Below are 15666 nucleotides of genomic sequence, written 5' to 3'. Positions count from 1 at the left end.
GATATCCTCCAATTTTTTCTGGATAGGCTGGAGTATTTTCGTTTTGCTTAAAGTCATACCTGTGATTGTAGCTGAATTGCCTGTAGTACTGATAATCCGCACTGTTGAAACTAGTTGTCTTGAGTCTTTTTAACAGATTTTGATAATAGTAGTGCTGGTTGCTTTATTGCGCTTGGTCCACCTCCGAGTTGCGGGGTTTTTTAACCAGCCAGGAAAAGAATAACGGCACAAATATTGTCGCAACAGTAGTTGCCATAATCATTCCGCCAAAAACGCCTGTTCCCATCGATTGCCGTGCCGCTGAACCAGCGCCGGTTGCAATCACCAGAGGCACAACACCCAATATGAAAGCCATAGAAGTCATGACGATAGGCCGGAAACGAAGTTGCGCTGATTGGATGGCTGCCTGTGTAACATCGATACCTTGTTTCATTCTCTGGCTTGCGAACTCAACCAGTAGAATCGCATTTTTTGCTGTCAGCCCGATTAACGTGACCATGCCTATCTGAAAATAAACGTCATTGGGCATATCACGTAACAAAATCGCTACTAAAGCACCTACCATTGCAAAAGGAATAGCCATAATGACAGCCAGCGGCAGTGCCCAGGTTTCAAATTGCGCTGCCAGAATCAAGAAAACCATCACGACAGCCAGGCTGAAAGCAAAAATAGCTGCTGAACCCATTTTTTTTTCCTGAAATGCTGCACCGGTCCAGGCGATCTGATAGCCATCCGGCAATGTTCTTGCAATACTTTCGATCAATGCAATGGCTTCACCGGAGGTGATACCGCGTGTGGCACTTCCCACTATTTTTGCCGCTAACAATCCATTGAATCGTTCCAATTGCTCGGCGCCCACGATAGGTTTTAATTTGCTCAATGCTGACAAGGGAATCATGGCGCCGGATTCTGAGCGTACATATACTTTTCCTAGGTCCTCAGGTTTCATGCGATAGGTGGCTTCGGCCTGCAGTTGCACGCGATATGTCCGGCCGGAGCGGTTAAAATCATTGACATAAAATGATCCCATGGTGCTCTGCAGTGTAGTATAGATATCTGCAACCGAAACGCCTTGCGCAATAGCTTTAGCTTCATCCACTTCAATAAAATATTGCGGAACCGATGATCTCAAAAAAGTATTGACCGTTGCCAATCTGGGTTCCTGTTTCAAGGTGTGCATAAAATCATTCACTACACCAGCCAATTGCGCGGTATCTGAATTTGTGCGGCTCTGAACGTAGAACTCGAACCCACCCGTATTGCCCAAACCGCGAATGGCCGGTGGATTAAAAGCAATAGCCAAGCCATCGGGTTGTTGCGCGCCAACCAGAGATAGCTTATTGACAATATCGGTAGCGGTAGTGGCGCGTTCTGACCAGTCTTTCAAACGTACAAACAAGGTTGCTACGTTGGTTTTGTTACCACCACCAATAAAATCCAGTCCATTGACCGCAAACTGAAAAGCCACTGCAGGCTCTTTTGCCATCTCAGTATTAATGGCGCTTGCCGTTTGGATCGTTCTTGCAAGCGTTGCTCCATCGGGCAATATGACTGACGCAATAACATAACCTTGATCTTCTGGTGGAACAAAGCTATCTGGAATATTTCTTACCAGATAAATTAGGCCAATAATCATTATCAGAAAGATCAGTACACTTCTCGTAGCATGGCGAAGGCTCAAGCTCACCATACCGACATAAAATCCTCGCAGATGCTCAAAATGCCTGTTAAACCAAGTAAAAAAAGCCGCTTGACGATGAGCGGGTGCCAGTAGCGATGCACATAAGGAAGGAGTCAATGTTAAGGCGACAATACCGGAGATAACGGCGGCTACAGCGATTGTTACCGCAAACTGCTGATACAGTGCCCCAGCTATGCCGCCTAGAAAAGCAACGGGTATGAAAACGGCTGCCAGTACCATCGTCATGGCCACAACCGCACTGGATACCTGTTCCATTGCTTTGAAGGCTGCGTTCATCGGTGGTAGTTTTTCTTGTGTCATTAAACGTTCAATATTTTCCAGCACAACGATCGCATCATCAACGACGATACCAATCGAAAGCACCATTGCAAAGAGGGTTAGGGTGTTGATCGAGTAACCCAGCAGCCATAGTCCAGCAAAAGTACCAATCAAAGAAATCGGTATGGCGATGACTGGAATCAATGTGGCACGCCAGTTTTGCAAAAACAGATAAACAACCAGGACTACCAGCAGCATGGCTTCTCCCAGGGTTTTTACCACTTCCCAAATGGATGCTTTAACAAATAGGCTGGTATCATAAGAAATCACGTACTGCACACCCTCGGGGAAATAGTGCTTCAGCTCATCCATCCTGGCTTTAGCCACTGCTGATGTTTCCAGAGCATTGGCGCCGGTGCGCAAAAAAATACCAACTCCTAAACCGGGTTCACCATTGAGCAATGTGCGGGTCGCATAGTCTTGCGCACCAAGTTCTATGCGCGCGACATCTTTGAGATAAAGCACACCATGTGCTCCTCCCGAGCGCAAGATAATATTTTCAAATTGCTCTGGTTCTAATAACCGTCCTTTGGCGGTGACGGTGTAAACCAATTGTTGATCAGCTAATGCTGGTTCCTGACCAATTTTTCCGATTGCTTGCTGCGCATTTTGCGTTCGAATGGCATTTGCGACATCCGTAGCGGTAATACCCAGCTGCGCCATTCGGTCTGGCCGCAACCATATGCGCATGGAGTAATCCTGTGCTCCAAAGATTCTCGCTTCACCAACGCCGCTTATGCGTCTTAAGTCATCCAGAATATTGCTCGTAATAAAATTGCTTAGAAACAGCTGTGTATGCCTGGGATCTTTAGAAGTCACCGCAAAAACCAGTAACAGATCATTGGAACGCTTTTGAATGGTGATACCCGTGCGTCTTACTTCGTCAGGTAAACGCGCCAATGCTGTATTGATTTCATTGCTGACATTGAAAGTAGCACGATCAATATCGGTTCCAATCTCAAATGTGATAGTAATTGTTAACCGGCCACTTGAATCAGCGCTTGAACTAAAGTACAGCAAGCCTTCAATGGCGCTGAGTTTTTCCTCAATCGGAGCGGCAACAGTTTTTATGATGGTTTCAGCGCTGGCACCGGGAAAAGTTGCTGTTACGATGACCGTGGGAGGTGTTATCTTCGGATATTGTTCAATCGGTAATTGCGTCACAGCAGCTAGTCCAGCCAGAACAATGATGATCGATAAAACTGAGGCAAAAATCGGTCGTGCGATAAAAAAATTGACCATATGCGCCTCGCTATTTATTGATGAAACGGTATTTGATTAAGAGGGTGGAATAGCACGTAATTGAGGATCAACTATTTTTCCAGGCATTAGTTTGATGAGATTGTCTACAACGACTTTATCACCTGCATGCAAACCATCCAGAATAACCCAATCTTTACCAATCCAGTCACCCGCAATGACCGGGCGCTGAATGACCTCATTGTTTTTATTGATGACATAAACATACCTGTTTAGATCCGAAGTCAGTACTGCAACCTGAGGTACTAGGTAGACCTGTCTCGATTCCCCCGCAGTAATTCTTATTCGGACAAATTGACCAGGCAAAATTTGCTGGCCGGTATTATCAAAAGTTGCCCGTAATTGCTGGGTTCCAAGTAATGGGTCAATTTTACTAGCGGCAAAGTTGATTTTGCCTGTCTGCGAGTACTCGGATCCATCAGGTAAAACCATTGTTACGCTATGTACATTTTTATCGTTTAGATGTCCGCCTAATCGCGCTACTTCACTGTCTGAGAAACTAAAACGTACCCATATTGGCGATAGCTGAGTGAGTGTTGTCAGCAAGCTGTTATTGGCGGATACCAGGGTGCCGACGGATACAAGCGAACGGCCGGTCACGCCATGGGCAGGTGCTTTGACGGTGGTGTAAGAAAGATTGAGTTCTGCCTGCTGAACACGAACCTTAGCTGCTTGTAGGGCAGCTTCTGCAACAGCCAAATCTGCTTTTGACGCATCATAAGCACGTTGGCTAACAAAGTTTGCATCGAGTAATTGCCGTTGCCGGCTTTCTTCACTTCGGGCACGCATGACCCGGACATTCTGTTCAAGCAATCCTGCTTGGGCTTCTGCCAAAACATTCTGAAAAGGCTCCGGATCAATCAGAAATAATGGTTGTCCAGCTTCAACTGCCATACCCTCTGCATAAAGTCGCTTAAGCAGAATACCTCCCACCCGTGGCCGAATTTCGATTTCTTTCGCACCTTCTGTCTGTGCAATCGTTTCCAGGCTACCGGGCATATTGACCGGCTCTGCAATGATGAATGTGACTGCAATGGCTCTATCAACAGGAGATGCCGTATATACTTCGTTATCCGCACACCCATTCAAAAACAAACTTACCAGCCAGTAACAGGAAAAAAAAGTGCATCGCTTCCTTGCCGATGTGTGCATTGCATTATTCCGTTTTAAGTATAGAAATTAGTTCGATATCGGTGCCGATGAAATTATAAAATTACCCGGATAAACCTCTAGTTTTATAAGCTGAAGATCCGCAATTCGGTGGTCTGCGGAAAAACCACAAAAACATAAGAGGGTTCTGTATAATAATTGAGATGATAGCCTGACGGATAATATAGAAGTATTGCACAGATATATTCATAACTTACCTGCCTACAGATACTCTGTTATACGAATTTGTTGTACCTGCAGATCTGTCATATCCAATTTATTAACAACTAACTGAGACCGGTCGTAAAAAAATCAGAACAATATGATCTGACCAATTCTACTATTTTATATGAGACAAATTTTAAAGGTGCGTTGATATGCCTATTCATATTTTTATTGCCATATTGACTTTCTACATCATGTTATCATCGATCATTGCTCAGGCTTCTCTGAAGCTGCCGGAAACAGTAAAAGTTGATCCGGCAGCATTAAACTCTGAGCCGATGTGTGATCCGAAAATTTCACCTTCATGGCGAGAAGCTCAGGAAATTGAAGGGGTCAAAATTGAGGCATCGCCTGGATGCAGCCCCGATAATCCCGCCTGGATTGCAGCAGCGGTCAAGGGAACCAATAATATATCGATGGAAACTCTGATGAAAACGGGGCTTTCACCGGATGCCATCATTAAAACTGATGATTTGGATGGCGATGGTGATCCCGATCGAATCATCATCAAGCTGGAAGTCATAGAATTGAATGGCCGATCTCCCGATTTCCCAGGGCTGATTCCAACTTTCGATATCGCGCCTGGCATACAGCCAGGTGCCTGGGTATTTGCTCCAAAAACCAGCGGGATGTCGACAGAGAATTTTGAGAGCGTCAGGGCTAATCCACTGCTCAGACTTCCTTCACCAGTTATTCGCGTTGAGCAGGGTGATATTGTGCAAATTGTGCTGGAAAATACGCATTATTTTCCCCACAGTATACATTTACACGGTGTAGACCATCCATTCTCACATCATGTGTACGGCGGCAATGATGGTGTACCGCAAACCAGTGAAGTGGAATTGATGCCAGGCGGACGGAAAATCTATGAATTTCAGCCACGCCAATCAGGCACCATGTTTTATCACTGTCATGTTCAGGCTCATACCCATATAGCGCTGGGGTTAGCCGGGATTATCATTGTTGAAGAAAACAGACCCAATAACTGGCTGCAAACCTTAAATATTGGCGGTGGTCATGTTCGCCACCCATCTGTTGCTGTACGTGAACAATTTGATCAGGAATATGATCTGCATTATCACGCGATGGACAAAAAGCTCGGTGACATCATTCAAAAATATAATGACCCCCGCTTGATCGCACGCGATATGAATCAACGTTATGATATTACTGATTCAAAAGAAGATTACTTTACTCTGAACGGCTTGTCATTTCCTTACACATTGAGAGAGTCTCTCATAATCGTTGAGCCTGATCAGAAAGTTAAACTGCGCGTGCTAAACAGCGGTGGCGAAATGATAGCCCTACACACACACGGTCATCATGCTACGATTACGCATTATGATGGTGTAGAGCATAATCCTGCTGCGCAAATCATGCGGGATGTTTTCGATATAGCCCCAGCTCAGCGCCTTGATCTCGCATTGAACACCACCAACGATGGAAAGCATAGCTATGGGGAGGGTGATTGGTTGTTCCATGATCATCGGGAGAAAGGATTTACTACGAATGGTATGGCTGAAGGTGGCAGTATAAGCTCAATCGTATTCAAATCGTACCTGACTGAGAATGGCATGCCCAAGGTCAGTCATTTTGGCATTAGTTTAAATCAATTTTTTACTAAGGAATATTATCAGAGAAGATTACCTATTTGGCAGGATCTCGATGATACGGCAAGCCTGGGTTCACCTGGCGTACAGACGGGTCTAGATGCTGCGACCCAAAAATCATTGCTTAATATTCTATACGGATTACTGATAGGGCTTTTTATCTATTTGATCGTTGCCAAACGGCAGCAAATCAAACAAACAGCTTTGGCAGCGGTTTCGCGTCTAAAAAGCCCAAAAGGAGGTGCCGATAATGGCTAAGACTACAACGGTTGCTTTCTTACTGGTAGGTATGCTTGCCTTCAGCGCAAATGCAATTGCCCAGCAGCAAACTAAATCAGACGAGCACGTCCACCATGATCATGGTGGACATGACGTGATGAAACATGAGCATGATCACGATCATGATCATGATCATAGCGGTCATCGCATGAGTGAAGGTAGAGGCCCTGCGGTAGATCATGGAGGTGAGCATGCCAAGCCCGACCACCAGATGGAACATGACCATACCATTGATCACACTACTCACGATACTAAATCCACAGAACATGGTGATCTTCATCACCATCATCACATGGACCATGATCACCTTATGGATCATGAAGGCACCATGATTATGGGGCAAAATCTGGATAAACTTCCCAGCAGCTGTAAAAGCATTTCAGAAGAAGTTGAAATTACCGTCCGTGCGGGCAAGAAGTACGCAGCGAAATTTCCCGGCACTACTTTTGCATTTGATCAACAGCAATGGAATGTTAAGCCTTGTGCGAAAGTAACTTGGCATTTTGTCAATGAAGATAATATACGTCATCAATTTATGATGCATGGTCTACCAAAGTACTTATATAAATATGGCATGTTTCATCTTGAAGTGACTGGTCCTAAGACTGTTTCTGGTACCATCATTGTGCCGGGAACAGATGATACTTTCCTGGTACATTGCGACATTGCTCACCACATGGAAAAAGGAATGAAAGCGCAATTGGTCGTTGGAAGAGGAGGGGAAAATATACCCAGTATTCCTGGATTGACGCCATACAATTTAACCGATACTTATAAAGCTGAAGATTTGCCCAAAGTCTCAGACAAAGCTGATCAGAGCGCTATGATGCGGCAAATTACTGCATTTACCAATAATAACTTACAAAATTATGGAATGATGCTGATCGGTATTCTTGTCGGGTTGCTGAGTATTCCTATTCTTAAGAAAATTCCTTTCCGAAAAAAGGATGTGAGTGATTAGGCTGGTGTAATAATCTTTCAGCTTAATCTGCAACCAATCAGGTATATTCAAATTTGAATGCGTCTGATTGGTTTTGTTGTGAAGATAATCTCCATTTTCCACCATGAGAAATTTTTATCGATTCAATTTTTTCTAGACCAAGGAAATCGAAATCCACTCTGGCTATTTTCTGGGGCATTGTTTTTCCCATTCGAATAATTGTCGCTCGGAGCTTTTTCTTTCGTTTGATCAGTGGCATTTTCCTGTTCCACGGGCATCTGCGAGTTTACTTTTCTACGCAATAATTGGTTCAATTGCTGAGTCAGTTGACTGGCTGCGTCGATACTGATTGCCATTCTGCATGACATTTTCCCATTGATAGTGGCGGGTATTTTTTCACTTGATTTAATCATGCGATTGAATGCGTTCATGGTTTGTGGATCAAGAAATCCAAAATCTACGATGACGACACCTTGTCCGGCTTGCACTGATGCAAAATTGGCGTAAAAAGGTTGGCTTGTATGTTCGCTCTGCTGCAGATTGATTTTTACTTGCATGGCATGTGATTGCGAAGTGTTTTCTTTATTTCCTGTGAATGTACCAGTTTGCTCTGCCATATTTTTTCCTATTGATTATTATATGAATATATCGTGTTTCCGGTAGTTTAATTTCATCTTTGTTGGAATTAAGCAAGCACCCAGCTTTTTAGGTTTTTTTCTGAAGCAGCTGATTCAATTGCTGGGATAGATTGCTGGCTGCGTCGATACTGATTGCCATTCTGGATGACATTCGCGCATTAACCGTATCGGGCATTTTTTCACCTGATCGAGCCAAACGATTTAATGCGTGAATGATTTGCGGATCAAGAAATCCAAAATCTACGATGACGACGCCTTGTCCGGCTTGCACTGATGCAAAATTAGAGTAAAGGGGTTGCCCTGTATGTTCGCCGTGTTGCATTTTGATATTCACTTGCATAGCTTGAGGTCCAGCGAAAAATGTTCTATTTTCATTTTGTATATCATTAATATCTGACATTAAATTCTCCAAATTTAAATGAAGCGAAACCGTCTGGCCTGATTTCAGAATGCATCATAATCTACATTTAAGTATTATGAGCATAATTAATCATCGGAAAGAAACTTCCAGTTTGTGTCTCGAAGGAGTGTCGTACTTTAATCCAAGGTAAAACTAACTGATAATTAAGGTAGTTTTATTAGCATACTCTAATAGAAGTAAGAACTATTGCTCAGGCGAAGATACTGGCCACAGGGCAAGATAGAGCAGCAGGCAGTAACAGATGTCCCTACCCCAGTGTAATTGTTGATTCAAACCGTGAATGCTACGGGTTGGATATTTTAATTTTGGCACGCATTCTCCTGGCATCTTTTGGATCAATAATGAGTGGTCGGTAAATTTCTATTCGATCATAAGGTTGCAACAGGGTGTTCAGTTGTGCGAATTTACCAAAAATGCCCAATTTGTTTTTGGCTAAATCGATTTCAGGAAATTGGGCTAGAATTCCTGAGTATGTTAGGGCCTGCTCAACCGTGCAGCCTACAGATACATTGAGTTTTTTGAAGACTTGTGTATGTGGCAATGCATAAACCACTTCGACCGGAAGAATATCGTCATGGTTTGCCATAAATCGCTTCCGCCCGATCAATAAAGGATTCCACAAAGCTATTTGCGATCATGTGAAATACCGGGCCTACAAATTTCTCAAGAATCTTATGAGAGAACGTGTAATGGAGCCGGAATTTTATTTTGCATGCATTTTCTGACAAAGGAATAAATTGCCAGTAGCCATCCAAGTGTTCAAATGGACCGTCCAGTAAGCTCATTTCTATCAAATCTGGTGGAAAGCGTTTATTTTTGGTAGTAAAGCTATGCTGGATATGATGATAGTCAATTTTGATGGTCGCATGCGTAGTGACTTCATCCTGGGGATTTACGGAAGTACCGCCGCACCACGGAAGAAACTTTGGATATTCCTCCACATTATCGACCAGCGCAAACATTTGGCTTGCTGAGTATTCAACCAAAACGGTTTTTTCTATTTCTGCCATAAAAGTTAATCACCCCGCATCAATGAGGTAATACTGAAAAACTGATAAAATACACCAAATTTTAATGATTCCCACCTATTTCATTCCTGTATGAGTATAGTACAAAATAAAAAAGCCTTTCATGATTATTTTATCGAGGAGAAGTACGAAGCAGGCATGGTGCTGGAAGGATGGGAAGTCAAATCCATTCGTGATGGTCGAGTCCAGTTAAAAGAAGCCTATGTTATCATTCGTAACGGTGAATTATATCTTATTGGGTGTCATATCAGCCCTCTTAAAACGGCTTCAACCCATATCAACCCTGATTCGGTGAGAACACGCAAATTGTTGTTGCATGCAGAGCAGATCCGGCGACTGATCGGTAAGGTTGAGCGCGCCGGGTATACACTGGTTCCGCTGGACATGCATTACAAAACCGGCAAGATTAAACTGGAAATAGGCTTGGCCAAAGGGAAGAAGCAACATGATAAACGCGAATCCGAGAAACAAAAAGAATGGGAGCGCACTAAGCAGCGTTTAATGCGTGCTAAATAAAGCAATAATTAATTAAATTAAATTTCAGAAATAACTTTCATTTTTATGACTATGCAAAAACCTATTGCGATCTGGTTACTTATTTGTTGTGCCCTGGTATTTGCCATGATAGTGGTCGGCGGTGTTACGCGTTTGACCGATTCAGGACTTTCTATCGTCGAATGGCAGCCGATTGTCGGTACCATACCGCCGATTACCCAAGCGGATTGGGATGTGTTACTCGAAAAATATCGGGCTACACCGCAATATCAGCAAGTCAATAAAGGCATGAGTGTCGATGAGTTTAAAAGTATTTTCTGGTGGGAATATTTTCATCGTCTGTTAGGTCGGCTTATCGGTTTGGTATTTTTTATTCCGTTTGTCTATTTTCTGATAAAAAAGAAAATTGATCGGCCGCTTGGAATCAAACTCACGGGAATATTTATATTGGGCGGGTTACAGGGATTTATGGGCTGGTATATGGTGATGAGCGGATTGATCAATGACCCACATGTCAGTCAGTACCGCCTTACTGCACATTTAGGGCTGGCATTTGTCATTTTTGCCGCCATGTTTTGGGTCGCATTGGATTTATTGTCACCGAAAAGTGCTAATTCTGAACCAAATGAAAGGATACAAGGGTTGCAACGGTTTTCCCTTGGTTTAACGATACTGATTTTCATCATGGTGTTATCCGGTGGTTTTGTCGCCGGCATTCGCGCGGGTTTAGCCTACAATACTTTTCCGTTGATGAATGGATATTTGATTCCACCAGACCTCTTTATTCTGGAACCGTGGTATCGCAATTTTTTTGATAACATGACGACCGTACAATTTGACCACCGTTTGATTGCCTGGCTCTTGGCTTTTACAGTGCCGCTTTTCTGGTTCAAGTCACGCAAGTTCGAACTGTCGGGCGCGACGCGCCTGGCGTGTAATCTTTTTTTGCTGATGCTGGCAATACAGATCAGCCTGGGGATAGCGACTTTATTGCACGTAGTGCCGATTCCATTGGCAGCTTCACATCAAGGTGGGGCGGTATTGTTGTTTGCAGCATCCTTGTGGGTAAGTCATCGATTACACATTCGAGGGTAGGCAAGCCTGGGTAATCTGATGCGTGATTTAATTGCCAGGTATATCTTGGATCAGTAAATTTACGCTCTTTCATTTAACCCCAGACGCTCCATCCGGTAACGCAGTGATCGGACAGTGATACCCAATGTTTTGGCTGCTTTTGTACGATTATATCGGCTCTGATTCAGAGCTTTTATGATGGAATCTTTCTCAAGCTTGTCAAGGAAATCCTGCAAAGGCAGGCCTGGGTCACTAACTTGCGCTAGGCTATCGGTATTTTGCAAAATTTCTTTTTGAGTATGGGGTAATTGCAGTTCTTCTTTGCCAATTTGTGTATCTGAGCAAAGCGCCAATGTACGTTCAAGGATGTTCTCAAGCTCACGAACATTACCTGGATAGTTATAATTCATAAGCATTGTTAGCGCATCTTTCTTAAGGATGCATAGAGGGCGTGCAGCTTCTTGACATAGCTTAGCAAGAATTGCTTCTGCAATAAGGTGAATATCCTCGCGCATCTCACGCAATGCCGGCATGTTTAATTCAATCACATTCAGACGGTAATACAAATCCTGACGAAATTGCTCGGTTTCAACACAATGACCAAGTTTTTTATGCGTAGCACTGATAATACGTACATCGATATTTCTTTCCTGCGTATCGCCGAGTCTTCTAACCTGTTTTTCCTGAATAACTCTAAGCAGTTTGACCTGCATAATTAATGGTAAATCGGCGACCTCATCAAGAAATAAAGTGCCACCGTTAGCCATCAGGAAAAATCCATCATGATCTTTGTCTGCACCGGTAAAGGCGCCTTTTTTATAACCAAAAAATTCGCTTTCCATTAAATTCTCTGGAATGGCGCCACAGTTGACAGCAATAAACGCCTGTTTGTGTCGTGCGCTTTTTTCATGAATCATTCTAGCTGCCAATTCCTTGCCACTGCCTGACTCACCATTGATATAAACGGAAGCCTGACTGCGGGAAAGCTTTTCAATAGTAGCACGGAGTTGGCGCATCGGCTGAGACTCGCCCAGCAATACACGCTGATTCGATTTGGTTTGTACTGCAGATCCTGTTTGTAGCGGAGGTAGGCTTAAGGCCGATTTAACTAAATCACGCAACTGTTTTAGCGAGACTGGCTTGGATAAATAATCAAAAGCTCCGGCTTTTAGAGCAGCAACGGCATTTTCTGTAGTGCCATATGCAGTAATAACTGCAACAGGCAAATCTGAGCAATGGTGGGCAATATATTTCACCAGATCCAATCCTTCGCCATCAGGTAAGCGCATGTCTGTAAAACATAACTGAAACTGCCGTGAGTGCAATAATATTTTTGCTTCACTGATGCATTTTGCACTGGAAACTTCCATTCCCATACGGGCTAATGTTAGCTCAAGCAACTCGATAATATCAGGCTCATCATCCACGATAAGTATCGCAGGAGAAGGAGCATTCCGATGTGAATGAATGGTTCGCTCTCTATTCATAAATACTACTGTTCTTGCAGATGACTCTAAGATGTCCACCCATAGGGCCTTCAATATATTCCAATAACGCTTGATTGGCTTCGCACAATTCACGAGCAACATATAAGCCTAAACCTGTGCCACCAGCGGCAGTAGTAAAGAATGGCTCAAAAATTTTTCTAATTTGTTGCGGTGCAACGCCCGGCCCATCATCAATGATGTCCAGGTAAACATTATTTTTATTGGTTCCAGCAGACAATTCGATGTGAATACTGCCGGCCTGTTTGCGGCAGTGCCTCCATGCGTTGCGGCATAAATTCCATAATACTTGGCTCAAATGATCACGATCAAAGTTAATCAAATAACCTTTTGAAGAATTGAATATGAACTTATTTATATTGATATTTTCGGTCTGGCAAAATTCTTCAAGAAAATTACGAATAAACTCCTTCACATCAATAACCTCAAACTTTGAAATGTGGCGCCGATTCAGTCGCAGTACATCCTGGACGATTTTGCTGAGACGCTTAGTGTTATCACAAATGATGCGAATCAGACGAGGATCTGCATTATTGGCAAGCTGTTCTTCTTCCAGAAGTTCAGCAGCATGATTGATAGCGGAAAGAGGATTACGAATTTCATGCGCGATATTTGCTGTTAATCGGCCTAATGCAGCAAGCTTTAATTGCTGTAGTTGTGCCTCTATACGTCCGATATCTTCGAGGAAAATAACAACACCACTGCGAGAATCTGTTCGTATAGGAAGAAACCGGGTTCGGACTAAGGTATTGCTGTGATTTAGTCGCAATAAATCGAAACTAATATCACTATCACCTTGCCAGTTGGCAAGTCGATCTGCTATTTCAGGTACATAATCAGCTAGCTTGAGTAGTTCCGTTTTGTTAGCGGAGGCATTCAGGCCAAGCAATTTCTCAGCATAAGTATTATGTTGTCGGATATTTCCATTTTTATCGACGACCAGTATACCTTCTTGGAGATGCTGGATTACTAGCTGATTGACTTGTGCCATATTTGCCAGATCAATGCCGCGTTCTTTTGCAAGCAGCTCACTGACCAGCGTATGCTTGGCTAATTGATGCGCTAGCCAAGCAACTGCAAAGTACGACATGCTTAATAGACCTGTTTGTGAGTATTGGGCAGAGTAGAAATCAATTGTGAGTAACGCATAGGTTTCTTGCAGTAAGAGGCTAATGGTTGCAATGGATGCAAAAAACAGCGCCATCCGGCCACGGCTGATCAATCCGGCACCGGCGAGTGATACTAATAACAAGCCGCCTAAACCGCTCTGTAAACCACCGCTGGCATAGAGCATGACAGAGAAAAAAACAATATCGCCCAGCACTTGAATGGTTAACTGCCAACTAAAGTTGGGACGTCGTAATTTAATAAACAGCATAGATAGGCTGCCAAAAAGCACATAACCTAAACCCGCATAGAGAAACAGCAAGTAGTGGTATGAACCGAAACTGGTAAAGTGGAATTTCCAGGTAATAATTACCAGAATGCTGCTAATAACTAATCGATAGATATTGAAATAGAAGAGTGAGCGCCAGTATTGATTAGTATGATCATGTTCTATAATTCCAGAATCAGATGGTAGCAATGTTGAATATTTTGTTTGTAATGAATAAGTAGACACAACAGTAAGCTTAGGATGAAGACTTGTAGATGACAGTGTTTGTTGTTAGCGTGGCGACGGCTTTTGATCATCCAATCAGTCAGTATCGCTATTCCAATTTCCTTATCAGCTGCCATGACTTCTAGAATGGCGATTTGATTAATTTCCAATCAAAAATTGTAACTTACAAATCGATTGCGTTTGAGTCTGGATTGACCTGACAGCCTTTAGCATAGCAATTCTTTTGCTTTGGCAAATGAGGATTAATCGTGTTTTTTAGTGCCTATCAATAAAAATAGATGAAGGAATTTGGCTAGTTTAATCTAAACAATTCATAATATTTTGATTCTGTAGCATGAATTGATGAATCAGTGTGACAGAATGAGATAAGTCCAGCCATAAAGGCAGGCACCATAAAAGGGTGCAAGCAGGCGGGTACCAACAAGTTCTATCACTATCACTGCCGCACCGGTCAGAAATACGGTACAGTACGATCAGGCTTTGCCGGGAGTTTTGAGGAAGATTGATTCATACTGTGCTTTTAATGATTTTCTTTGTTTTTCTTAAACTCATTCACAATAATGTGACCGCCCGAAATAACCAGGTCGGGATATTCCAACAATTTAAACCTCAAAAACGGGTTGCCACGCACCGCGATAATGTCAGCCGGTGCACCCTGCAATAATGTTTCCAACAGAGGCCTGCCCAGATTTTTTCCAGCTTCGGAAGTTACTGCCTTAAACCCAAATTTTCCATTAGAGGAATTTTCTAATGGAAGCCATTAGAATAAGTTGTTAGAAATAAGGATAATTTGGTGAATTAGGGTAATTTGATTGGTGCATGTTTTTCTTCCGGAGGGTTTGAAGCTGTTCGGTTTCAAACGTATGGCCAATTTCAAAGCAATTATGCGGTTGTTTAGGAAGTTTGATCAAGGCATGAACATGCGGGTATTTGGTGAATTGTACCGCTGGTTTTTTAGCAATCTTCAAGTTGATGGTTTGACACTGGATCTGGATTCAACGGTGATGACACGCTATGGTCAGCAAGAAGGGGCGGCACGAGGCTACAACCCGCGCAAGCGCGGGCGCTATTCTCACCATCCTTTGATGGCCTTTGTTTCAGATATTCGTATGGTAGCCAATCTATGGCTGCGACCAGGCAACAGCCATAATGCCAATAATGCACTAGCCTTCCTGGATGACAGTTTGGATAAGCTGGCTGGCAAACGGGTTGCGTTGCTTCGGGCAGATAGTGGTTTTAGTGAGCATGTATTTCTGGATGATTTAGATCAACGCAGCATGCATTATCTGATTGCTCTGCGTCTCAACCAGCCATTACAAAGAGCATTGGTGGAAGAAACGAACTGGTGGCACTGGATGATGGCATAGAGCTGATTGCTTTTGACTATCAGGCACCAAGCTG

14 protein-coding genes are annotated in these 15666 nt (G+C 43.2%); 5 read left to right on the top strand and 9 right to left on the bottom strand.

What is annotated here, in order from left to right:
* Window positions 1–163: 163 nt before the first annotated feature.
* Both BM021_RS11125 and BM021_RS11120 read right to left on the bottom strand, forming a co-directional pair.
* Window positions 164–3262 carry an efflux RND transporter permease subunit gene (locus tag BM021_RS11125; protein WP_090721105.1) on the bottom strand — a complete coding sequence of 1033 codons (3099 nt, stop codon included), beginning with the start codon at window positions 3260–3262 and terminating at the stop codon, window positions 164–166.
* A gap of 36 nt (window positions 3263–3298) precedes the next feature.
* Window positions 3299–4432 (bottom strand): efflux RND transporter periplasmic adaptor subunit, encoded by a 1134-nt coding sequence (locus BM021_RS11120; RefSeq protein ID WP_090721104.1) that lies wholly within the window; start codon window positions 4430–4432, stop codon window positions 3299–3301.
* A gap of 374 nt (window positions 4433–4806) precedes the next feature.
* On the opposite strand from BM021_RS11120, the gene BM021_RS11115 reads away from it, so the two are divergent.
* Both BM021_RS11115 and BM021_RS11110 read left to right on the top strand, forming a co-directional pair.
* Window positions 4807–6522 carry a multicopper oxidase domain-containing protein gene (locus tag BM021_RS11115; RefSeq protein WP_090721103.1) on the top strand — a complete coding sequence of 572 codons (1716 nt, stop codon included), beginning with the start codon at window positions 4807–4809 and terminating at the stop codon, window positions 6520–6522.
* On the top strand, window positions 6515–7504 hold the full coding sequence (locus tag BM021_RS11110; protein ID WP_090721102.1) for a cupredoxin domain-containing protein: 990 nt from the start codon (window positions 6515–6517) through the stop codon (window positions 7502–7504). The genes BM021_RS11115 and BM021_RS11110 overlap by 8 nt, the downstream gene beginning before the upstream one ends.
* 122 nt (window positions 7505–7626) lie before the next feature.
* On the opposite strand, the gene BM021_RS11105 is transcribed toward BM021_RS11110, so the two are convergent.
* The 4 genes from BM021_RS11105 to BM021_RS11090 all read right to left on the bottom strand — a co-directional run bounded on the left by BM021_RS11105 (window position 7627) and on the right by BM021_RS11090 (window position 9552).
* Window positions 7627–8100, bottom strand: a complete 474-nt coding sequence (locus tag BM021_RS11105) for a hypothetical protein (RefSeq protein ID WP_090721101.1) — start codon at window positions 8098–8100, stop codon at window positions 7627–7629.
* Between the two features lie 88 nt (window positions 8101–8188).
* Window positions 8189–8521 (bottom strand): DUF3467 domain-containing protein, encoded by a 333-nt coding sequence (locus BM021_RS11100; RefSeq protein ID WP_090721100.1) that lies wholly within the window; start codon window positions 8519–8521, stop codon window positions 8189–8191.
* A 304-nt stretch (window positions 8522–8825) separates the two neighbouring features.
* Window positions 8826–9128 carry an RnfH family protein gene (locus BM021_RS11095; protein ID WP_090721099.1) on the bottom strand — a complete coding sequence of 101 codons (303 nt, stop codon included), beginning with the start codon at window positions 9126–9128 and terminating at the stop codon, window positions 8826–8828.
* Window positions 9115–9552 (bottom strand): type II toxin-antitoxin system RatA family toxin, encoded by a 438-nt coding sequence (locus BM021_RS11090; protein WP_090721098.1) that lies wholly within the window; start codon window positions 9550–9552, stop codon window positions 9115–9117. Before BM021_RS11090 ends, BM021_RS11095 begins: the two co-directional genes overlap by 14 nt.
* Window positions 9553–9642: 90 nt before the next feature.
* On the opposite strand from BM021_RS11090, the gene smpB reads away from it, so the two are divergent.
* Window positions 9643–10086: an SsrA-binding protein SmpB gene (smpB, locus tag BM021_RS11085; protein ID WP_090721097.1), complete on the top strand. Its 444-nt coding sequence runs from the start codon at window positions 9643–9645 to the stop codon at window positions 10084–10086.
* Window positions 10087–10137: 51 nt separating this feature from the next.
* Entirely contained in the window at window positions 10138–11160 is a 1023-nt protein-coding gene (locus BM021_RS11080; protein WP_090721122.1) for a COX15/CtaA family protein, read from the top strand.
* A 59-nt stretch (window positions 11161–11219) separates the two neighbouring features.
* Here BM021_RS11080 and BM021_RS11075 read toward each other — a convergent pair whose 3' ends face one another.
* From BM021_RS11075 to BM021_RS11065, 3 genes are all read right to left on the bottom strand, one after another.
* Window positions 11220–12626 carry a sigma-54-dependent transcriptional regulator gene (locus BM021_RS11075; protein WP_090721096.1) on the bottom strand — a complete coding sequence of 469 codons (1407 nt, stop codon included), beginning with the start codon at window positions 12624–12626 and terminating at the stop codon, window positions 11220–11222.
* Window positions 12619–14265 carry a two-component system sensor histidine kinase NtrB gene (locus tag BM021_RS11070; protein WP_090721095.1) on the bottom strand — a complete coding sequence of 549 codons (1647 nt, stop codon included), beginning with the start codon at window positions 14263–14265 and terminating at the stop codon, window positions 12619–12621. The genes BM021_RS11075 and BM021_RS11070 overlap by 8 nt, the downstream gene beginning before the upstream one ends.
* 520 nt (window positions 14266–14785) lie before the next feature.
* A complete protein-coding gene (locus BM021_RS11065; protein ID WP_177186364.1) occupies window positions 14786–14938 on the bottom strand; it encodes a hypothetical protein in 153 nt (50 codons plus the stop codon).
* A gap of 190 nt (window positions 14939–15128) precedes the next feature.
* Between BM021_RS11065 and BM021_RS11060 the strand changes: the two genes are divergently transcribed.
* A complete protein-coding gene (locus BM021_RS11060) occupies window positions 15129–15632 on the top strand; it encodes a transposase (protein WP_143074328.1) in 504 nt (167 codons plus the stop codon).
* Window positions 15633–15666 lie beyond the last annotated feature (34 nt).

The organism is Nitrosomonas sp. Nm166, from assembly GCF_900112825.1.
Lineage (GTDB): Bacteria > Pseudomonadota > Gammaproteobacteria > Burkholderiales > Nitrosomonadaceae > Nitrosomonas.
Note: the sequence above shows the minus strand (reverse complement) of the source record. Positions and strands in the feature narration are given on the sequence as shown.

What these genes read in the sequence shown, in the direction of transcription:
- BM021_RS11125 (WP_090721105.1), bottom strand. Translation starts at nt 3,262, where the DNA reads ATGGTCAATTTTTTTATCGCACGACCGATTTTTGCCTCAGTTTTATCG.
- BM021_RS11120 (WP_090721104.1), bottom strand. Translation starts at nt 4,432, where the DNA reads ATGCACACATCGGCAAGGAAGCGATGCACTTTTTTTTCCTGTTACTGG.
- BM021_RS11115 (WP_090721103.1), top strand. Translation starts at nt 4,807, where the DNA reads ATGCCTATTCATATTTTTATTGCCATATTGACTTTCTACATCATGTTA.
- BM021_RS11110 (WP_090721102.1), top strand. Translation starts at nt 6,515, where the DNA reads ATGGCTAAGACTACAACGGTTGCTTTCTTACTGGTAGGTATGCTTGCC.
- BM021_RS11105 (WP_090721101.1), bottom strand. Translation starts at nt 8,100, where the DNA reads ATGGCAGAGCAAACTGGTACATTCACAGGAAATAAAGAAAACACTTCG.
- BM021_RS11100 (WP_090721100.1), bottom strand. Translation starts at nt 8,521, where the DNA reads ATGTCAGATATTAATGATATACAAAATGAAAATAGAACATTTTTCGCT.
- BM021_RS11095 (WP_090721099.1), bottom strand. Translation starts at nt 9,128, where the DNA reads ATGGCAAACCATGACGATATTCTTCCGGTCGAAGTGGTTTATGCATTG.
- BM021_RS11090 (WP_090721098.1), bottom strand. Translation starts at nt 9,552, where the DNA reads ATGGCAGAAATAGAAAAAACCGTTTTGGTTGAATACTCAGCAAGCCAA.
- smpB (WP_090721097.1), top strand. Translation starts at nt 9,643, where the DNA reads ATGAGTATAGTACAAAATAAAAAAGCCTTTCATGATTATTTTATCGAG.
- BM021_RS11080 (WP_090721122.1), top strand. Translation starts at nt 10,138, where the DNA reads ATGCAAAAACCTATTGCGATCTGGTTACTTATTTGTTGTGCCCTGGTA.
- BM021_RS11075 (WP_090721096.1), bottom strand. Translation starts at nt 12,626, where the DNA reads ATGAATAGAGAGCGAACCATTCATTCACATCGGAATGCTCCTTCTCCT.
- BM021_RS11060 (WP_143074328.1), top strand. Translation starts at nt 15,129, where the DNA reads ATGGCCAATTTCAAAGCAATTATGCGGTTGTTTAGGAAGTTTGATCAA.